This is a genomic window from Paenarthrobacter sp. NPDC058040, assembly GCF_042885775.1.
Taxonomy (GTDB): Bacteria; Actinomycetota; Actinomycetes; order Actinomycetales; family Micrococcaceae; genus Arthrobacter.
The window spans coordinates 575,837-590,789 of record NZ_JBHVRN010000001.1 but is presented as its reverse complement, the minus strand read 5'-3'; the positions used below and the strand labels follow the sequence as shown (position 1 = coordinate 590,789).

At 64.4% G+C, this 14,953-nt stretch carries 15 protein-coding genes; 3 read left to right on the top strand and 12 right to left on the bottom strand.

Going from position 1 to position 14,953, the window contains the following annotated elements; genetic code table 11:
* Nucleotides 1-68 precede the first annotated feature (68 nt).
* A complete protein-coding gene (infC, locus tag ACFVSJ_RS02630; RefSeq protein WP_387434029.1) occupies nt 69-1,064 on the bottom strand; it encodes a translation initiation factor IF-3 in 996 nt (331 codons plus the stop codon).
* Between the two features lie 376 nt (nt 1,065-1,440).
* On the opposite strand from infC, the gene ACFVSJ_RS02625 reads away from it, so the two are divergent.
* Complete coding sequence (locus tag ACFVSJ_RS02625) at nt 1,441-1,830, top strand: DUF1844 domain-containing protein (RefSeq protein WP_387434026.1); 390 nt, start codon at nt 1,441-1,443, stop codon at nt 1,828-1,830.
* 82 nt (nt 1,831-1,912) lie between these two features.
* On the opposite strand, the gene ACFVSJ_RS02620 is transcribed toward ACFVSJ_RS02625, so the two are convergent.
* From ACFVSJ_RS02620 to ACFVSJ_RS02585, 8 genes are all read right to left on the bottom strand, one after another.
* Nucleotides 1,913-3,214, bottom strand: coding sequence for an MFS transporter (locus ACFVSJ_RS02620; RefSeq protein WP_387434024.1), 1,302 nt, complete (start codon nt 3,212-3,214; stop codon nt 1,913-1,915).
* A 51-nt stretch (nt 3,215-3,265) separates the two neighbouring features.
* Complete coding sequence (locus ACFVSJ_RS02615) at nt 3,266-4,153, bottom strand: SseB family protein (protein WP_387434021.1); 888 nt, start codon at nt 4,151-4,153, stop codon at nt 3,266-3,268.
* On the bottom strand, nt 4,153-4,896 hold the full coding sequence (gene priA, locus ACFVSJ_RS02610) for a bifunctional 1-(5-phosphoribosyl)-5-((5-phosphoribosylamino)methylideneamino)imidazole-4-carboxamide isomerase/phosphoribosylanthranilate isomerase PriA (protein WP_387434018.1): 744 nt from the start codon (nt 4,894-4,896) through the stop codon (nt 4,153-4,155). Before priA ends, ACFVSJ_RS02615 begins: the two co-directional genes overlap by 1 nt.
* 31 nt (nt 4,897-4,927) lie before the next feature.
* Nucleotides 4,928-5,086, bottom strand: a complete 159-nt coding sequence (locus ACFVSJ_RS02605; RefSeq protein WP_387434016.1) for a hypothetical protein — start codon at nt 5,084-5,086, stop codon at nt 4,928-4,930.
* Nucleotides 5,087-5,812: an imidazole glycerol phosphate synthase subunit HisH gene (gene hisH, locus ACFVSJ_RS02600; RefSeq protein WP_387434013.1), complete on the bottom strand. Its 726-nt coding sequence runs from the start codon at nt 5,810-5,812 to the stop codon at nt 5,087-5,089. It abuts the gene before it with no gap.
* Nucleotides 5,809-6,435, bottom strand: coding sequence for an imidazoleglycerol-phosphate dehydratase HisB (hisB, locus tag ACFVSJ_RS02595; RefSeq protein WP_387434011.1), 627 nt, complete (start codon nt 6,433-6,435; stop codon nt 5,809-5,811). The genes hisH and hisB overlap by 4 nt, the downstream gene beginning before the upstream one ends.
* Nucleotides 6,436-6,498: 63 nt before the next feature.
* Nucleotides 6,499-7,626, bottom strand: a complete 1,128-nt coding sequence (locus tag ACFVSJ_RS02590; RefSeq protein ID WP_387434009.1) for a histidinol-phosphate transaminase — start codon at nt 7,624-7,626, stop codon at nt 6,499-6,501.
* 89 nt (nt 7,627-7,715) lie between these two features.
* Nucleotides 7,716-8,075 carry a LysM peptidoglycan-binding domain-containing protein gene (locus tag ACFVSJ_RS02585; protein ID WP_387434006.1) on the bottom strand — a complete coding sequence of 120 codons (360 nt, stop codon included), beginning with the start codon at nt 8,073-8,075 and terminating at the stop codon, nt 7,716-7,718.
* Between the two features lie 353 nt (nt 8,076-8,428).
* Between ACFVSJ_RS02585 and lexA the strand changes: the two genes are divergently transcribed.
* Nucleotides 8,429-9,175, top strand: coding sequence for a transcriptional repressor LexA (gene lexA / locus ACFVSJ_RS02580; protein ID WP_387434176.1), 747 nt, complete (start codon nt 8,429-8,431; stop codon nt 9,173-9,175).
* A gap of 60 nt (nt 9,176-9,235) precedes the next feature.
* On the opposite strand, the gene ACFVSJ_RS02575 is transcribed toward lexA, so the two are convergent.
* Nucleotides 9,236-11,293 carry an ATP-dependent DNA helicase gene (locus ACFVSJ_RS02575; protein WP_387434004.1) on the bottom strand — a complete coding sequence of 686 codons (2,058 nt, stop codon included), beginning with the start codon at nt 11,291-11,293 and terminating at the stop codon, nt 9,236-9,238.
* Nucleotides 11,286-12,848 (bottom strand): GTPase HflX, encoded by a 1,563-nt coding sequence (gene hflX / locus ACFVSJ_RS02570; protein ID WP_387434002.1) that lies wholly within the window; start codon nt 12,846-12,848, stop codon nt 11,286-11,288. The genes ACFVSJ_RS02575 and hflX overlap by 8 nt, the downstream gene beginning before the upstream one ends.
* A gap of 526 nt (nt 12,849-13,374) precedes the next feature.
* Here hflX and ACFVSJ_RS02565 point away from each other — a divergent pair.
* Nucleotides 13,375-13,989: a class I SAM-dependent methyltransferase gene (locus ACFVSJ_RS02565; RefSeq protein WP_387433999.1), complete on the top strand. Its 615-nt coding sequence runs from the start codon at nt 13,375-13,377 to the stop codon at nt 13,987-13,989.
* On the opposite strand, the gene dapF is transcribed toward ACFVSJ_RS02565, so the two are convergent.
* Complete coding sequence (gene dapF, locus ACFVSJ_RS02560) at nt 13,970-14,938, bottom strand: diaminopimelate epimerase (protein ID WP_387433997.1); 969 nt, start codon at nt 14,936-14,938, stop codon at nt 13,970-13,972. The two genes, ACFVSJ_RS02565 and dapF, sit on opposite strands and share 20 nt — an antisense overlap.
* Nucleotides 14,939-14,953: the final 15 nt, after the last annotated feature.

Below are 14,953 nucleotides of genomic sequence, written 5' to 3'. Positions count from 1 at the left end.
GCAGCCGGCCTACGTGGGCCGGCGTGCTGGTTGCTTGCCGTTCGGAGCAAAGCTCCTTGGGCGTCGAACTAGTTGGTCTTGCGTGATGCAGGCTTCGGCGTGGCCTTGGGGGCCGCCGGCCGTGCGCCCGGCTTGGGAGCCGCAGGCTTTGCCATAGGCTTCGGAGCCGCCGGAACTACGGGCTTGGGAGCCGCCGGAACTACGGGCTTCGGAGCGGTCTGGACTGCCGGCTTCGGGGCTTCCTGCACTGGTGCCGCTGCGGGAGCGGGAGCTTCCTCGGCAACAGGTGCTTCCTCAGCCACCGGCGTTTCCTCAGCCACCGGCGTTTCCTCCGGAGCCTCCGATACCGCGGGGGCTTCGCTGGCGGGAGCTTCCTCGGCTGCCGCCGGCGTGGCTTCCTCGACTACGGGAGCGGCGGTTTCCTGCGTGGACTCTTCCTCGGCAACCGTGAGGCCGGCGGGAAGGAGGTCCGCGAGGGACTGGGTCATGGGACCCTGCTCGCCCGAAGTGTCCACGCGTGCCGCCGCCTTGGCCTCGTTCTGGGCCTTGGCTTCTGCACGCTGTGCTGCGCGACGGGCTTCAGCCTTGGCCTCGGCCTTGTTCTTGAGCGGACCAATCACCATGACCATGTTGCGGCCATCGATGCGCGGGCTGGATTCAACAACGCCAACCTCGGCAACGTCTTCAGCAAAGCGCTGCAGGAGGCGGATACCCATTTCGGGACGCTGCTGCTCGCGGCCACGGAACTGGATCATGGCCTTGACCTTGTCACCGGCACCGAGGAAGCGCAGTGCGTGTCCGCGCTTGGTTTCGTAGTCGTGCTTGTCGATCTTGAGGCGGAAGCGGATTTCCTTCAGAACCGTGTTGGTCTGGTTCTTGCGGGCCTCGCGCGCCTTGACTGCGGCCTCGTACTTGTACTTGCCGAAGTCCATCAACTTGCAAACAGGAGGCTTAGCCTGCGGGGCAACTTCAACGAGATCGAGATCGGATTCGGCAGCAAGACGCAGGGCGTCCTCAATGCGGACAATTCCTACCTGTTCGCCGGCAGGGCCGACCAGCCGCACCTCGGGGACGCGGATACGCTCATTGATTCTTGGCTCGCTAATGTTAAAGCTCCTGTGGTTGTGGTGAGTTTCACCGGCAAATAGAGAAGGCCTCCAATTGCTGGTGCAATCGAAGGCCTCAAAGATCGGAGCAGCCCCACACAGGGACCAACAACACTTCCGGCAATGCCGCCAGCGTCCGACCAGGTTACCCGGCAACCTTCAAGTCCCGTGAGGGAAACGGCTGACGCGGGTGGGAGAGAACTCCGCTTGCAAACTGAAAATCAATTCTACAGAAATAACCCGCCAAGCGCACATTCGCACGGCGGGCACGGACTGCAGTTCCACTAAACGTAGAAATAACGACTTCCAGTCGGTCTGTGACAAGCTTACCAGTATGAGCACTGAAGACAGCAATCACCGTAACTCCTTCGGCGGAGATGCGGCCGACACCGGAGTCTCCCAGCAGATCCGCGACATCGCCGAAGTTCCCGCCGTCGAGGTTATTACCACCGGCGCCGTGCACCTCATGAGTGCTGCGGCGGTCAAGGTTGGCCTGGCAGACGACCCCAACGCGGAAGACCTCAAGGACCTGGACGAGGCCCGCAAGCTCATCACCGCCCTGGCCGGCCTGGTTACCGCGGCCGCGCCGGAGATCGGGTCCCAGCACGCCGGCCCCTTGCGCGATGGCCTGCGATCCCTTCAGTTGGCTTTCCGCGAGGCTTCCCTCATCCCGGACGCACCGGGCAAGGGCCCGGGCGAAAAGTTCACCGGCCCCGTGAACTAGCGTCCCGCCCGGACGGCAAACGACGACGGCGACCCTCGCCTGCTGGTGAGGGTCGCCGTCGTCGTTTAACCGGCAGGCCGCGTCAGACGCGGGCGGCGCGACGCCGCAGCGACATCAGGACGAAACCGGCAACGCACAAAACGACGCCGGCGGTGCCCACCGCCGCGAAGCCACCGGACGGTCCCACGGTGTCAATGAAGACCCCGGCGAGTGGGGACCCCAGCGCCACACCGGCCGTCAAGGCCGAGCCATACCAACCCATGGCTTCGCCGCGTCGCTCCTCGTCCACCAGATCGGCCACCTTCTCCGAGGACGCGGACAACACGGGCGCACACAGCAGTCCGGGCAAAATCGACAGGAAAGCCAAGGTCCAGGTGTCCCGGGCAAAGCCCATGGGAATGGTCAACGCAGCCATGCCCAACAGGAGGAGCATGGGCGAGACAGGACGGTTCATGGCACCGTAGATGAGTCCACCAACAACCGAGGCAGCACACCAGAAGAAGAACACGATGCCGATCTGGTTCTGGTGTCCGCCCCGTTCCAGCAGGCCAACGATGCTGACATCCGAACCACTCAGCACCATTCCGGAACCTGCGGCCACCGCGAAGAGCGCGGCCACGGAGACCGTGAACCACGTAAAGTTGCGTGCCACCCGGTTCCTTAGTCCACGCTTGGAAGCGGACGGCGCCATTTCGGAAGCGGCCTCCTGGACATGGCCGGGCGCCGAGGCAACCATGGCCGCCTCCGCCGCGGAGAGATCGTCTGCCGCACGTTCAGCGGATTCCTCAGCCGAACAGGGATCCACGCTGCGCGTCGGCGGATTGAACCAGATCAGGAAGAGGCCGGCCACGGACACCGAGACGCCCACGGCCGTCAGGCCAAGTGCGGAGAATCCACTCGTGGCCACGATTGCACCGATGGCCGGACCGATCATGAAGACGAGTTCGGTGGCGATCGAGTCCAGGGCGAAGGCGCCGCGACGCTGTTCCCCATCCACCATGACACCCAGCGATTGCCGGACCACGCTGAAGATGGGCAGCGTGAACAGGCCGCCCACGAAAACCAACGGAAGCAGCCACTGGTACGAGACGTGCGGCACCACCGACCAGATCACGGTCTCGGAAATGACGGAAGGAATCAGTGCCTTCCGGAGGCCCACCATGTCCACTCGGCGGCCGCGCCAGGGAGCACCCAGGGCGATCCCGATGGTCATGATGGCAGCGGCAGCTCCAGCTGCCGCGTACCCCTCCCCCAGCGTCAGCACAATGTGCAACGTCAGAAGGACGCCCGCCGCCGAATGCGGTATGCGGGCAATCATGCCCACCAACAACAGCCGCCGCACAGGGCGGATGGACAGCATCTCTTTGTAGAGAGCGAAATTCACAGCCAGTTTCCTCTTGTTCCCCAAGGCAGCCCCGGGGAACGGGTACCGCCGTCAATGCTGCGCGGGCTCCTGTGCTGCACGCTGCAGTTTCACTTCAATGGAATCAACGCACTCGGCAAAGGAATCCATCCTTGCCCAGGCGTCGTTCAGTTGGGCCACGAGCGCTTGCACCGCCGCCGCGTCAAGCCCGTCCTCAAGGAACAGCACGACGCGCAACTCCGGCCCCGCTCCGCCGCCCGGCACCTGGCGACCATCGGCCGTCAGGGATGCGACGCCGCCACCGGGCTGCGTCTCAAGCCTGCGGACCGAGCGGAAACCGGAAACCGTGGAAGCGAGAGCAGCCTCCAGTTGATCATCCAGGTAGGACGGCGTCCAGTCCTGCTGCCGGGCAAGCGCCCACATGGCCGGCCGCCGCACCACGAAGGTGAAATCGGAGCCCGGGTCCAAGACCAGCAGTTGTGCGCCCTCGGACACCGCGGAAAGCGCCGCCCGGGCCGCGTATACAGCCACAGGACGGGCTTCCGGATGCCACCTCTCCAGAGCGGCCGAGGATGTAAAGACCGGCATGGCCGTGCGCCCATCAGGGGCCTTGAGCGTGACCAACGCCATATCGGCCTGCTTGTCCGCGTGGAGGCCATCCACGCCGTCGGCTTCTTCGGCGAGCGTCGCGACCACCGGCACAAATACCCGGGCCGTGGCAAGCGACGCCACTACCCCGGCTTCGCTTCCCGCGCCGGCAAGGAGGGCCGCGACTGCAGCCAGGTAACCGGAATCGGCCGAGCCGTCGTCGTCCTCGAAGTTGTGGATCTTTGCAGCCTCGCCGCTCAGGCTGCGTCCCGCCCAGGGCTGCCCGGCAGAGTCAGTGGCACCGCCCGCTCCGGCCAAGGCGGCGGCAATGTGCCCGGGAAGCTCGCGGCGGTGTTCCTGGTGTCCGGCCATCAGCGGCGGCCGGCGACGTCCAGCGCTTCGGGAAGCGTGAAGGCACCGGCGTACAGCGCCTTGCCCACAATCGCACCTTCAACGCCCAGCGGGACCAACTCGCGGAGGACCCGCAGATCCTCGAGGCTGGAAATACCACCGGATGCAACCACGGGCTTGCCGGTCTTCTCCACCATCTGGCGGAGCAGGTCAACGTTGGGACCCTGCAGCGTGCCGTCCTTGGTCACGTCAGTGACCACGTAGCGGGCACAGCCGGCGTCCTCCAGGCGGGCCAGGACCTCCCAGAGGTCGCCACCTTCTTTGGTCCACCCGCGGCCGGCCAGCGTGGTTCCGCGGACGTCAAGCCCGACGGCGATCTTGTCGCCGAAGCGCTCAATGGCACGGCGGGTCCACTCCGGGTTTTCCAGTGCGGCCGTGCCGAGGTTCACGCGGGCAACACCAAGGGCCAGGGCACGCTCCAGCGACTCGTCGTCCCGCAGCCCACCGGAGAGTTCCACCTTCACGTTGAGCTGGGACACCACGTCGCTGATCAGGTCCGCGTTGTTGCCCCGGCCAAAGGCGGCGTCCAGGTCCACCATGTGCACCCACTCGGCTCCGGCTTCCTGCCAGTTCAGGGCTGCTTCCAGGGGCGTCCCGTAGCTGGTTTCCGAGCCTGCCTCCCCCTGCAGGAGGCGGACCGCTTGGCCGTCAACAATATCGACGGCGGGAAGGAGTTCCAGAACGGACTGTGCGGAGGTGGTCATGTGGATCCTTGCAGTTGATGGGAACGCCGGGTCAGTTGCCCGGAAGCGTCAGGAGGTAGGCGGCCAGGAGGGACATCCCGGCCAGCGCGTAAAAGGAAATGGAAACCCAGAGGGGCTTTTTCTGCTGGTGGAAGGAGATGCCTCCGCCAACCAAGAGGCCGGCCAACCCCATGAGCACTACGGACCACATTCAGGCGGCGCCTTCGGGCTTTCGGAGGCCGTCAACCCAGTTGCGCAGCAGCCGCGCCCCGGCATCGCCTGATTTTTCCGGGTGGAACTGGGTTGCGCACAGCGGTCCGTTTTCCACTGCCGCGATGAACCGTGCCCCGTGCTCGGACCAGGTCACCTTGGGCGGGGCCATCCGGGGCTGGACCACGTCGAAGTTCCATTCCTGCACGCCGTAGGAGTGCACAAAGTAGAACCGCTCGTCCTCAACGCCCGCGAAGAGCTTGGACCCCTCGGGCACATCCACCGTGTTCCATCCCATGTGCGGAACCACGGGAGCGGGCAAGAGCTCCACCTTGCCCGGCCACTCGGCCATTCCTTCGGATTCGGTGCCGTGCTCCACGCCGGCCTCGAAGAGCACCTGAAGGCCAACACAGATGGCGAGGACCGGGCGACCGCCTGCTACACGGCGACCGATCATCCGGATGCCGTCCACCGCCTTGAGTTCCTTCATGACAGTCTCGAAGGCGCCGACGCCGGGAACCACCAGCCCATCGGCGTTCAGCACGTCCTCGGGCTTGGCGCTCAACACCACGTGGGCACCCGCGCGTTCCAGGGCACGGACAGCCGAGCGCACGTTCCCGGAACCGTAATCCAGGACGGTCACCGTGGGCTTCCCGTCGGGCGACTCCGGCTTGGCGGCAGCGGACGCATCCGTCACCGCACCGTCCTTGAGGATCTGGTTGCTCATAGTGCTCCCTTGGTGGAAGGAATGCCCTCCACGCGGGGGTCGGACTCAAGAGCGGCACGAAGAGCGCGGGCAAAGGCCTTGAACTGCGCTTCGACAATGTGGTGCGGGTCGCGTCCGGCCAGGACGTTCATGTGCAGGCAGATACCCGCGTGGAGGGTGATGGCCTCGAACACGTGCCGGGTCAGCGAGCCTGTGAAGTGCCCGCCGATCAAGTGGTACTCTTGGCCCGCAGGCTCGCCGCCGTGTACCAGGTAGGGTCGGCCCGAGACGTCCACCACGGCGTGTGCCAGTGCTTCATCGAGCGGGACGGTGGCTTCGCCGAAACGTCGGATACCGGCTTTGTTTCCCAAAGCCGTACGAAGGACCTCGCCGAAGGTGATGGCCACATCCTCCACCGTGTGGTGGGCATCGATGTGGGTGTCCCCCGTCGCCTTGACCGTCATGTCGATCAGGGAGTGCTTGCACAGCGCCGTCAGCATGTGGTCGTAGAACGGGACCGAGGTGCTGATGTCCGAGACACCGGAACCATCCAGGTTGATCTCCACCAGGACAGAAGACTCACTGGTGGTGCGCTCCATGCGCGCAGTACGGGCAGCGGACGGCGTGGCGCCGGTTTCGCTCATGGGAGGAACGTCCTTAACACGAAATGGGAAATGGATCTATGGATAAGTCTAAGTGGGTGGCTTTCAGCCTTGCCCGGACGCCGCATTGGCGTCGCCGGCCAGGAGGGCTTCCAGCGCTTCCAGGAAGGCCGTGGTCTCCGGTTCGGTGCCGGCGGTAACCCGCAGGTGGCCAGGGATTCCAACGTCACGGATCAGGACCCCCGCATCCAGCAGCCCCTGCCAGATGGCGTGCGGGTTCTCCAGTCCACCGAAGAAAACGTAGTTGGAGTCCGAGGCCGCAGGCTTCAGGCCCATGCGAAGCAACTCTGTAACGATGCGGTCCCGCTGGACCTTGATGTCCTCGACGTCGGCCATCAAAGCCTCGCGGTGCTGCAGGGCCGCCAGAGCCGTAGCCTGGGTCACTGCCGACAGGTGGTACGGCAAACGGACCAGCCGGAGGGCATCGGTGACCTCGGGAGCCGCGGCCATGTAACCGAGGCGTGCCCCCGCCAAGGCGAAAGCCTTGCTCATGGTGCGCGAAACGATGAGCCGCTGGCGGCCTGGCAGCAAGGTCAGGGCGCTGGGCGTATTGTCGTGGGCGAACTCGTGGTACGCCTCATCCACGATCACGATTGCCTGGCTTGCTTCTCCGGCTTCATAGACAGCCTCCACGACGTCCAGGCCAAGACCCGTTCCGGTCGGGTTGTTGGGCGAGCACAGGAACACGATATTGGCTCCCGTCTCCGCCACTTGCGCGGCTGCAGATGCGGCATCCAAGCTGAAGTCCTCGCCCCGCACGCCACGAACGTATTCCGTGTCCGTACCGCTGGCCAGGAGTGGATACATGGAATACGTGGGAGGGAAGCCGAGGGCCTTGCGGCCAGGACCACCGAAGGCCTGCAGGATCTGCTGGAGCACCTCGTTGGATCCATTGGCGGCCCAGATATTTGCGGGAGTCAGTCCGTGGCCCAGGAACCCGGCCAGCGCTTCGCGGAGCTCGGTAAATTCACGGTCCGGGTAGCGGTTCAATCCGGTAGCGGCGGCAGCAACTGCTTCGGTGATCGCGGCTTGGACGTCGGCCGGGACCCCATGGGTGTTCTCGTTGACGTTGAGCAGAATCGGAACATCAAGCTGCGGTGCGCCGTAGGGGCTCAGCCCACGCAGATTGGTCCGGAGGGGAAGTCGGTCGAGTCGCTCAAGCTGGTCAGTCACCCCAACAGTTTAAGGGGCGCCGCTGACTGCCTTGTAACTGTGACGCCGGACGGGGCCTGACGGGGACCTCCCTTTGCCGGCTGGACCGGCTAATTGGCGGGTACGAACAGTTGCTGGCCCGGGGTGATCCGTCCACCGCGGAGGTCGTTCAACTGGATGATCTCCGCGATGACATCCCTCGGATCGCGCTCGGGAGCAGCAGCGCCTGCAATGCCCCACAATGACTGTCCCGGCTGCACGGTCACGCTGACGGCAACCGGCGGCTGAAGCTGCGACTGCGAATCCGAAGCCTTGGCAGGCGAGGTGAGGAAGCCCGCAAAACTCAGCAGTGCGGCCACCAGCAACATCGCGGGGATGCCAAAGAAAACGATCCGCCCGCGCCGTGTGAGCCGGATGCGGGTGGGTGCCGGCGCGTTGCGGAACTCTTGGAACGTTGTTACTGCGGACATGAGCTGAGCCCTTCTGAGCGATTGCCTGGCCCCGGAAACCCGGAACCCTGCTGCCGATACCTTGTCTTCACCGCCGCGGCGGCGATGTTCGAACACTTTCTTCGAACATCGAAGCTGCGTTTCGGATTTATAGAACACATATTCGAACCTTGCTACGACATTTTTAGCACTTATCAACGAACGGTGTCGAGACTCGCTAGAACAAATGTTTGATAAACGCTTGTGCCTGGCCTAGGTTTGAGGGAAGAAACAAGCACGGATTCAGTGCATCAGGAGGGTCTGACATTTTTCGGACCCACGTCCCCGGAAGCGTGCAGAACGCGACCGGGCGGAACGGAAGGGCGATGGCGAACATGGCAGCGAAAGCCACAGGCGGCGGGGCACCCCTGCGGAGCCATCAGCCCCCCAAAAGTCCCAAGAGCCTGACCGTCCGTCAGAAGAAGATCCTTGAAACCATCCAGCGTTCAGTCAACGAGAATGGCTACCCGCCCAGCATGCGCGAGATCGGGGACACCGTTGGGCTGGCCAGCTTGTCGAGTGTCACCCACCAGTTGTCCCAGCTGGAAAAGCTCGGATACCTGAGAAGGGACCCTAAGCGTCCCCGGGCCATGGAAGTCCTCATGCCGTTGACCCTTGACGGCGGTGCCACCATTCCAGGCGTCGAAGCTCCTGCCACATTGCGCAGCGCCGGTGGGCTGGCTGTTACGGAACTGGCAAGTGCCAGCGACACCGCCTTGGTTCCCTTGGTGGGCCGCATCGCCGCCGGTGGACCGATCCTGGCCGACCAGACCGTTGAGGATGTCCTGCCCCTGCCCCGGCAACTGGTGGGCCACGGCGAACTCTTCATGCTGAAAGTGGCCGGTGACTCGATGATCGACGCAGCCATTTGCGATGGCGACTGGGTTGTTGTCCGCAGGCAGAACGACGCCGTCAACGGCGACATTGTCGCAGCCCTGCTTGACGACGAAGCCACGGTGAAAACCTTCCGCCAGCGGGACGGCCACACCTGGCTGCTCCCCCAGAACACCCAGTACGAACCCATCCTTGGCGACCAAGCCACCATTATGGGCAAGGTCGTTTCGGTACTGCGCTCCCTCTAGGAGCAGTTACTGCGGGCAGCGACGCCCGCAACAGCCGAGGCAAGGGCGCACACGGCGGACTCAGCGCCCCGTCCGGGCCAGCCTTTCCAGCGCACCATGGACGATCTTACGGTCCGTCGTGGCCCAGAAGGGCGGCAGTGCGGCCCGCAGGAATCCCCCGTACCTTTCAGTGGAAAGCCGCGGATCGAGGATCGCCACCACGCCCTTGTCTCCCGTCGACCGGATCAGTCGTCCGGCGCCCTGGGCGAGGCGGATGGCAGCGTGCGTCGCCGAAACGGCCATGAACCCATTTCCACCGGATTGGGCAACAGCTCGTGAGCGCGCCGTCATGAGGGGATCGTCGGGCCGCGGGAAAGGAATCCGGTCGATGACCACCAGGCGGCACGAGCCACCCGGCACATCCACGCCCTGCCACAGTGACATGGTGCCGAAGAGGCACGTGTCAGGTTCGTCGGCGAATTGCTTCACCAGGGCTGCCATGGTGGATTCGCCTTGGCACAGGATGTCCACATCAAGGCGCAAACGCATGGCGTCAGCGGCTTCCTCGGCTGCGCGCCGGGAGGAGAACAGACATAATGCTCCTCCGCCGGATGCCCTGATGAGGTCCTCCAGTTCGTCCAGTGCTTCCGGGGACGTTCCCCTGCCGGGCTTCGGCAAGTGCTTCGCCACGTAGAGGACGCCCTGCTTCGGGTAGTCGAAAGGTGACCCCACATCCAGGCCAGTCCAGCTTGGTGCGCCGTCCCCCAGCAGGCCAAGCCCGCCGGCAGCAGGCTCGAAGGCGGAACCGATGGCCAGCGTGGCGGAGGTCAGGACCACCGTGTGGCCAGCGAACAGGCCTTCCCGCAAGCGGCCGGCGACACTCAGCGGTGCGATATTGATGAGTGCGGGAGCAGTCTCATCGGGCTGCGAGTAACCCTGCTGGGGGTCGAAGGTGCTGTTTCTTGAGAACCACACCACTTCACGGTTTTCCTTTGCGGCAAGCAAACGCTCAGACAGTTCAAGGATGAGCATGAGCCGCGAACGGGCCAGCTGGCGTCCACCGTCCACCGCGTTGGACGAATCCGTCTTCGAATCGGACAGCGCTGCCCTGGTGGCGTCGCGCAACTGGTCCAGGCAGTCGAGTTGTTCGTCGTTGAGACCGCTGGGCACCAGCCCGTTGGGCACGCCCATGATGGCCATATCCAGCCTGTCGGCAGCGGCGTTCAAAGCATCGACGGTAATGGCGGTGTGCTTGCGCGCGCTGGACGCAGCAGCATGGATCATGGCTACGGACAACTGCCCGGACACAGCCCCGGTGACCCGATCCTGCAGTTCATGGGCTTCGTCCACCACCACCACGTCATATTCGGGCAGGACAGCCAATCCTTCGAAGGCACTCACGGCCAGCATCGCGTGGTTGGTGACCACCACGTCAGCCTCCGCCGCCCGGGCGCGCGCTTGCTCGCTGAAGCATTCTTCAGCCATGGGGCATTTTTGCGCCCCCAGGCATTCCATGGAGGTCACGGAGACCTGCCGCCAGGCCCGGTCCGTGACACCCGGCATCAATTCGTCGCGGTCGCCGGTGGCGGTCTTCTCCGCCCACTCGCGCAGGCGCACCACTTCCTTGCCCAGTTGTGACGACGGCCCGCCCACGGATGCCGCGAAGTGCGGCACGCTGGTGTCCTCGCCGAGGGAAAAGAGCTGGCCCTCGGATGGTTCTTCGCTGGGAAAGCCCCCCTCGAGCTTTTGCAGGCACACATAGTTGGCCCGGCCCTTGACGAGCGCCACGTTTACCGGCCGTTCCAAGGCGGGGTTGATGGTCTCCAGCAGGCGGGGAAGATCCCTCCCGACAATCTGGGTCTGGAGGGCCAGGGTGGCGGTGGACACCAGCGTCGGCTTGTTGCTGTCCATTGAGTGGGCAATCAACGGGATCAGGTAAGCCAAGGACTTACCCGTCCCCGTCCCTGCCTGTACCAGCAGATGCTCGCCGGACTCGATGGCCCGGGCAACGCGCTTGGCCATTTCATGCTGGCCTGTGCGGCTCTGGCCGCCCATGCCCGCAACAGCTTTGTCCAACAACTCCAGGGTGAACTTCTCCCCCACCGACGCAGCGGGTTCCGCCGCCACCTTCTCAACCATTGCTGACGAACGACTCCAGCTCGGCAGCCAGGCCTTCACGGACCAACGCCACCACGCGCGTGCCGTTTTCCTCGTGCTCAAGGCTGAGGATTTCGGCATCGGAGTTGTGGAGTTTGTTGATCATCTCGCCGCGGTTGTAGGGAATGAGCACCTCCAGGCGGACGCCCGGCCGAGGAATCGACTGGCTGATGGTCTCCAGGAGTTCAGCGATTCCCTCCCCCGTGCGCGTGGAGACCACGGCGTGCCGCGGCTCCTTCTGCCGGAGACGCTCAACCACGAAGGGATCCGCCACGTCCACCTTGTTCAGGACGATGATTTCCGGAACCTTCCGGGCATCGACTTCGCTGAAGACCGTCCGCACGGCGGCGATCTGCCCTTCCGGATCCGGGTGTGAGGCATCAACGACGTGCAGGATCAGGTCTGAGTCCGCCACTTCCTCAAGCGTGGAGCGGAACGCTTCAACCAACTGCGTGGGCAGCGAGCGGACAAACCCCACGGTGTCGGCCAGGGTGTAGCCGATCCCGTCCGGCGTCTGGGCCTTGCGGACTGTGGGGTCCAGCGTGGCGAACAGGGCGTTTTCCACCAGGACACCGGCATCCGTCAGGCGGTTGAGCAGTGAGGATTTGCCGGCGTTGGTGTAGCCGGCGATCGCTACGGAAGGCACGGCATTACGACGGCGGTTGGCCCGCTTGGTCTCGCGCGCCGGCTTCATGGCGGCGATCTCCCGACGCAACTTGGCCATCCGGGTACGGATACGGCGGCGATCCAGCTCGATCTTGGTTTCACCGGGACCACGCGAACCCATGCCGGCGCCGGCGCCACCCACCTGGCCACCGGCCTGGCGGGACATGGAGTCACCCCAACCACGGAGCCTGGGGAGCAGGTACTCCAGCTGGGCCAGTTCCACTTGGGCCTTGCCTTCGCGGCTCTTTGCGTGCTGGGCGAAAATGTCCAGGATCAACGTGGTCCGGTCAACTACCTTGACCTTCACGATGTCTTCCAGGCCACGTCGCTGGGACGGCGAAAGCTCGGTATCAACCACTACGGTATCGGCACCGGTGGAAGCAACGATTGCTTTGAGTTCCTGCGCCTTGCCCGAGCCCAGGAAGGTTCCGGGATCCGGTTTGGTACGGCGCTGGACCAGTCCGTCCAGTACCTCGGAGCCCGCGGTTTCGGCAAGCGCCGCCAACTCCCTGAGGGAGTTCTCGGCATCAGCCAACGTGCCCTCGGTCCAGAGCCCGGCAAGGACTACGCGTTCAAGGCGCAGCTGCCTGTACTCGACTTCAGTGACGTCCTCGAGTTCCGTGGAAAGGCCCGCCGTCCGGCGGAGCGCACGGCGTTCGGCGAGGTCTTCCTGCTCGCCATCGTAGATGCTGTGCTCTTCATCAAGCGTGGAGATTGCTTGGGCTTTGCCAAACACGCCCTTGGCGTCGGAATCCCCGGACGCCTGCGCTGGTACATCCTTGGACAGAATCCGGTCGATGACGGCCTGGATTTCTTCAGGACTCATGTCCTGGGCGTCGGAATCGGATCCGGAGTGCTTCTGGGTGGTCATGGTCTCCTTAGACTGTTCGGCAATTCCAGAATAGTGCTGTTTGCTGTGCGGCGCTTCGGTATTCGCGCTGGGCTGACGTGCTTGGGCCAAGTGGGCCTCCTGTAGGGCTGCCGGCAGCCGGCGGCAATGTGGCTGGCTGGCCATGGCGGAGTTGTGGCGGTTCGATCCGCGGGGAGGTCCTGTCCACCTGAAGAAGGCGCAAATTCCCGAAGGTGCCCACGCATATCCAGTGGAACTGGTGAAGCCAGTACCGGAGGGTGCGGCAAAGACCGGGAATTGGGAGATCTTCTGAGTGTCTGCTGCCGCTAACGGCGAGCAGACTGGCCGGGGAACCTACCGGGCGGAATGGACGGCGCTGGTCACGTAGAGTGATCCGGTTGCGTTGTCCTGCATCGCGGGCGGTGCCGTAGTTCGGCTGGTTACTCAAAGATCAAGAACATGCCTTCCACAGTAGCATCGTGTGTCAAACCGGCTCACCCGGCCCGCAGTTTCCCAAGCCGCCGATCGCCAACTAATCTGGCAAATTATGGAGTCTGCACACTATTTCAGCGCCCAACCCGCCGGTCCCTTCACCCGCAAGCCCTTGACGGTGGAACTCGCCGGCGCCACCCGGCACCTGCAGACCTCCTCGGGAATTTTCAGCCCGGATGGCATAGACAAGGGCACGGCAATTCTGCTGTCTGATGTCCCGCCGCCTTCACCCCGCGGGAACCTGCTGGATATCGGCTGCGGCTGGGGCCCAATTGCCCTGACGATGGGACTGATGGCCCCATCCGCGCAGGTGTACGCCGTCGACGTCAACGAGCGCTGCATCGCCCTGACGAACGAGAACGCGGCGTCGCTCGGGCTGGGCAACGTCAAGGCGAGCCTCCCCGACGAGGTGGCCGCCGACGTCGAATTTTCCACCATCTGGTCCAACCCGCCCATCCGGATCGGCAAGGACGAACTTCACTCCCTGTTGCTGACCTGGCTGCCCCGGCTGGCGCCAGGCGGCAATGCCTGGCTGGTGGTCCAGAAGAACCTGGGTTCGGATTCCCTGCAGCGCTGGCTCGCGGCCGAACTGGACAAGTCCTTCACGGTGTCCCGTGAAAGCACCTCCAAATCGTTCAGGATCCTCAGGGTCAGGAAAGCGTCCCTTTAGCAACGATGACAGCGGGGCCGCTGAGTTCAACGTGCTCGCGGCCATCCGGTCCGGGGAAGAACTTGACGTCCACCACGCCGCCGGGAACGTTGACGTGCCACGCGTTGGGCGCAGTGCTTCCGGCCCAGTGACGGATGGCGACCGCGGCCGCGCAAGCCCCCGTGCCGCAGGACTGGGTTTCGCCGACACCGCGCTCATGGACACGCATGGTGATCGATCCGACACCCTCATGGACCAAAGGTTCGGCTGGGACGACGAACTCAACGTTGGTGCCGTTGGCGGGCTTCGGATCAACCACGGGTGCCCGGAAAAGCTGGGTGGCCGACAGTTCACTGAGCTCGGCCAGCGCCACCACTGTGTGGGGGTTTCCCATGCTGACCGAAAGACCAGGGCGCGCCACCTCAAGTCCATCTGCGCTCACCAGGGCGTCCATGGCCTTGGACGTGGCCTCGGCCGGAAAGATGAACTCCCACGGACCCATGTCCACTGCGTAGCCGTTGTCCGAGCGGACGATCTTCTTGATGCCGCCGCGGGTTCCGATGGTCAGGGCTTCGCCGGGACCAAGCTCAACCAGGCCCTGGTCGATGAGGAAGTGCACAAAGACCCGAACGCCGTTGCCGCACATCTCGGACAGCGAACCGTCGCCATTGCGGTAGTCCATGAACCACTCAGCCGTGGAATCCTGTTCCAGGAGGGCGCGTCCTTCGGGAAGATCACGTGACGGTACCGCCCGGATCAATCCGTCCCCACCAATGCCCCGGTGCCTGTCGCACAGCTGTGCTACTTGGGCCGGTGTGATCTCGTGAATGGCCCCGGGATCGGCGATCAGGACAAAGTCGTTGCCGGTTCCATGCCCCTTCGAAAAGGCCAGTCCGGACAGGCTGGCTTCGGTCAAAGGGGCCTCGGCAGCACTTGGCTGCTGGGCGGAAACTGCGGCGGTCTGGTCCATGGATCTAGGCTACCT